5 protein-coding genes and 1 pseudogene are annotated in these 4058 nt (G+C 70.4%); 3 read left to right on the plus strand and 3 right to left on the minus strand.

From position 1 onward, the window contains the following. Both RTM68_RS17425 and RTM68_RS17430 read right to left on the minus strand, forming a co-directional pair. Positions 1–222, minus strand: a pseudogene (locus tag RTM68_RS17425) (DUF4407 domain-containing protein); the annotation flags it as partial. A gap of 89 nt (positions 223–311) precedes the next feature. Beyond that, positions 312–881 (minus strand): TetR/AcrR family transcriptional regulator, encoded by a 570-nt coding sequence (locus RTM68_RS17430; RefSeq protein WP_312173392.1) that lies wholly within the window; start codon positions 879–881, stop codon positions 312–314. Between the two features lie 66 nt (positions 882–947). Between RTM68_RS17430 and RTM68_RS17435 the strand changes: the two genes are divergently transcribed. After that, the gene (locus tag RTM68_RS17435; protein WP_312173394.1) at positions 948–1589 is read left to right on the plus strand and encodes an NAD(P)H-dependent oxidoreductase; all 642 of its coding nucleotides are present in this window, start codon (positions 948–950) and stop codon (positions 1587–1589) included. Here RTM68_RS17435 and rlmN read toward each other — a convergent pair. Next, on the minus strand, positions 1538–2827 hold the full coding sequence (gene rlmN / locus RTM68_RS17440) for a 23S rRNA (adenine(2503)-C(2))-methyltransferase RlmN (RefSeq protein WP_194762475.1): 1290 nt from the start codon (positions 2825–2827) through the stop codon (positions 1538–1540). The genes RTM68_RS17435 and rlmN overlap by 52 nt on opposite strands. Before the next feature lie 70 nt (positions 2828–2897). Between rlmN and RTM68_RS17445 the strand changes: the two genes are divergently transcribed. Continuing rightward, positions 2898–3449, plus strand: coding sequence for a ribosomal protein L7/L12 (locus RTM68_RS17445; protein ID WP_312173398.1), 552 nt, complete (start codon positions 2898–2900; stop codon positions 3447–3449). Between the two features lie 66 nt (positions 3450–3515). After that, on the plus strand, positions 3516–4058 hold a 543-nt coding region (locus RTM68_RS17450; protein ID WP_312173400.1), incomplete at its 3' end, for a bifunctional 4-hydroxy-2-oxoglutarate aldolase/2-dehydro-3-deoxy-phosphogluconate aldolase.

Below are 4058 nucleotides of genomic sequence, written 5' to 3' on the forward strand. Positions count from 1 at the left end.
TGACCGCGCCGGGGCGGGAACGGCGGATGCTGCGGCATCCTGCTCTGCATCCGGTGCGGTCACGGGCGTCCGGTCGGCGGGCTCGGGCGCCTGCAGATCGGCGCCGGTGGGCTCGTACTCCCTCAGGAAGTCGAGGTCATCCGTGTCAGCGTTCGGGTCGCTGTCGAGGATGATCCGACCCTGGGAATCGAACCGTCCGGGGCGGTGGGCAGAATAGGGCATCCCGACAATCTACGAAACGTCGCCTGTGGAAAACGTGCACGAACCCTGTGTTTCCGCCTCTCACACCCGCGCTCCGGGCCGAGAGCAGGTCACCGCGAGAGCATGCGGCCGAGGGAATCGGCGCTCGCAGCGAGCGCGTCGTCGAGCGTGAAGTGCCCTGCCGCACACAGGGTGCCGAGGCCGTGCACCAGCCCCCAGGCTCCGGTGACGCCGCTCTGTCCCTCGAGGCCTGCGGTGGCTACGGCGGCCCCGAGAAGCTCTTCGAGCTCGGCGATCAGCGGGGCCATGGTCTCGCTCGGTTCTCCGGGGATGCAGACGGTCGGGTCGTAGATCACGTCGAAGCCGTGCGGATGCTCGACCGCGAACCGGATGTACGCCGCGCCGCCCTCTATCGCGGCGGATCGCGGGTCGGGTGCCGCCTCGATCGCGGCACGCACCGCGGCGACGAGGTCGGCCATGCTGCGCTCGGCGAGCACCTTGAGCAGACCCCGCCGGTCGGAGAAGTGGTGGTACGGCGCGTTGTGACTCACATCCGCGGCACGCGCGACCTCACGGAGGCTGATCTCCCCCGCCGGCTTGTCGACCAGCAGCTGCATCGCTGCGGCCTCGAGGGCATGCGCGAGATCGCCGTGGTGGTAGCCGGATCGAGAACTTGACACAAGCAACATTGTTGCCTATCTTGACAGTGTCCACCACTGCTTGACACTGTCAACATAGGAGCCCGCATGTCTTCCGCCCTGATCATCGACGGCCACCCGGATGCCCGGTCCCTCACCGCAGAGCTCGCTCGGCGCTATGCCACAGCCCACGGCGACGCCCGCATCCTCGCGCTGCGCGACCTCGAGTTCGACCCCTCGCTGCGCTTCGGCTACCGCGAACGCATGCAGCTCGAGCCCGACCTCGTCGACGCCAAGCGCGCACTGGCCGAGGCCGCGACGGTCGTCGTGTTCACTCCGCTCTGGTGGGGATCCGTCCCCGCACTGCTCAAGGGGTTCTTCGACCGGGCACTGCTCCCGCAGCAGGAGTACCGCTACTCGACACTCGGCCTGCCCGAGGGGCTGCTGCCCGCGCGCAACGGTCGCCTGTTCCTGCTCGCAGACACCCCGTGGTTCCTCACGCCGTTCACCGGCCTGCCCGCGCAGACCCACGTCGCGCGGGGAACGCTGCGCTTCTGCGGCATCCGCTCAGTGCGCACCACCCGGATGCTCGGCGTCAAGGACGCGAGCCCCGCACGCATCGAGTCCTGGCTGTCGCGCGCCGAGTCCCTCGGGCGCCGAGACGGCCTCCGCGATCGCGCGAACGGCGCCGGCGGGTCTCAGGCCATCGCGGCCGAGGCCGCTTCGTCCTCGGTCGTGGCGACGAGCTGACCGCACGCACCGTCGATCTCCTTGCCGCGGGTGTCGCGGAGGGTCGTCGGGATGCCGGCGTCGTTGAGGCGGCGCACGAACTCGTTCTGCACCGCGGGCTCCGACGAGGTCCAGATCGATCCGGGCGTCGGGTTCAGCGGGATCGGGTTGACGTGCACCCAGCCGCGACCGCGCTCGTTGAGCTTGTCGGCAAGCAGGTCGGCACGCCAGGCGTGATCGTTCATGTCCTTGATCAGCGCGTACTCGATCGAGACACGACGGCCGGTCTTGGCGTAGTAGTCGTAGGCGGCGTCGAGCGCCTCGTCGACCTTCCAGCGCGAGTTCACCGGGATGAGCTCGTCGCGCAGGTGGTCGTCGGGAGCGTGCAGCGAGAGAGCGAAGGTCACCGGGATGCCCTCGTCGGCGAGCTTCTTGATCGCCGGCACGAGGCCGACCGTCGACACCGTGATGCCGCGGGCGCTCATGCCGAGGCCGTCGGGCTGCGGGGCGACCATCGAGCGCACCGCGTCCATCACGCGCTTGTAGTTCGCGAGCGGCTCGCCCATTCCCATGAAGACGATGTTCGAGACGCGCTCCATCGAGTGGTCGTCGGCCTTCTTGCCGCCGAGGCCGCCCTCGGCGATCAGACGGTTGGCGCGCACGATCTGCTCGATGATCTCGGCGGTCGACATGTTGCGCGTGAGACCCGCCTGGCCGGTGGCGCAGAACGGGCAGTTCATGCCGCATCCGGCCTGCGACGAGACGCACAGCGTGATGCGGCCGGGGTAGCGCATCAGCACCGACTCGACGAGCGCGCCGTCGTGCAGACGCCACAGGAACTTGATCGTGTCACCGCGGTCGGTCTCGAGGCGGCGCACCTCGGTGAGCAGCGGCGGCAGCATGCCGGCGACGAGCTGCTCGCGGGTGTCGGCCGGAAGGTCGGTCATCTCGGCGGCATCCGACGTGTAGTGGCGGAAGTAGTGGGTCGAGAGCTGCTTCGCGCGGAATCCGGGCAGGCCGAGCTCCTTGACCTTCTCGACGCGCTCGGCCGGGGTCAGGTCGGCGAGGTGCACCGGCGGCTTGCCGCGCTTGGGGCTCGCGAACTGCAGCAGCGGCCGCCCCTCGGCATCCTTCTGCTGGGTCCAGCCCTCGGTCGCCGGGCGTACCTGAGGTGTGCCGGTGGAACGGACGGCCCCCGAACGGGACGACGCGGGTGCCGTGGCGGGGCGCGTCTCGCGCGTGCGGGGAGTCTCGGTCATACCTCCAGGGTACGCGGTGCCGGGTGGGAACGCCCTGGGGCGCCGACAGCCCCCTCCCTAGACTGAGGCCATGGAGCTCATCCTGTGGATCGGTATCGTTCTCGTGGTCATCGCCGTCGGGGCGGTGATCATCGCCGCAGCGCTGCGCGGCATGAGCCCGAAGGTGCCGGATGCCCAGCCCTACCGCCCCTCGCCGGCGCGGCAGGGGTCCGCTCCCGCGACCACGACGATCAGCCCCGCGTCCGGCCTGACCCCCGAGGTGATCGCCGAGATCGACCGCCTCGTGACAGCCGATCAGAAGATCCGCGCCATCAAGGTCTACCGCGAGCACACCGGCGTGCGGCTGCAGGAGGCGAAGGACCGGATCGACCACTGGTCGGTCAGCACGACCGCCCCCCACGTGGCCGCCACCTCGAACGCCGCCGTCGCCCATTCGTCGATCACCGCCACGGCCACGTCGGTGCGCGGCGCACTGCCGACCGCCGTCTCCGCCGAGGTCGACCGTCTCGTCTCGGCCGACCAGAAGATCCACGCGATCAAGCTGGTCCGCGAGCACACCGGCTTCGGACTCAAGCAGGCGAAGGACATCGTCGAGTCCTGGCCGCATCCGCACCGCCTGTGACCCCCGGGTGCGCCTTCGCGCCCCCAGTCGGGGAGAATGAGGGCATCCCCCGATGAAGGAGCCCAGATGCCCGACCGTTTCGACCGCGCCCGCAGCACCGGAGTACTGGCCGTTCTGCGCGCACCGTCACCCGAGCTCGCACTCGAGGCGTCGGAGGCGATCATCCGCGGCGGCGTGACCGGCATCGAGGTAACCTTCTCGACCCCCGACGCCCCGGGCGTGATCCGCGAGCTCATCGCACGCCACGGCGACGCCGCGCATATCGGCGCAGGCACCGTCACCACGGTCGACCAGGCCGAGGCCGCGGCGGACGCGGGTGCCGAGTTCCTCGTGAGCCCCGGAACCCTGCCCGCGCTCACCCGCGCCATGCTCGACACCGGCCGTGTCGTCATGACGGGCGCGATGACGCCCACCGAGGTCATGGGCGCACTCGAGCTCGGCGTCGACGTCGTGAAGATCTTCCCCGCCTCGCTCGGCGGCCCGTCGTACCTGGGCGCACTGCGCGGCCCGTTCCCCGACGCTCCGCTCATGCCGACCGGCGGCGTGACCCCCGACAACCTCGCCGACTGGTTCGGCGCGGGCGCCGTGGCGGTCGGCGCCGGCGGCGAC

Origin of the sequence: Microbacterium sp. (assembly GCF_031988965.1) — a bacterium.
Taxonomy (GTDB): Bacteria; Actinomycetota; Actinomycetes; order Actinomycetales; family Microbacteriaceae; genus Microbacterium.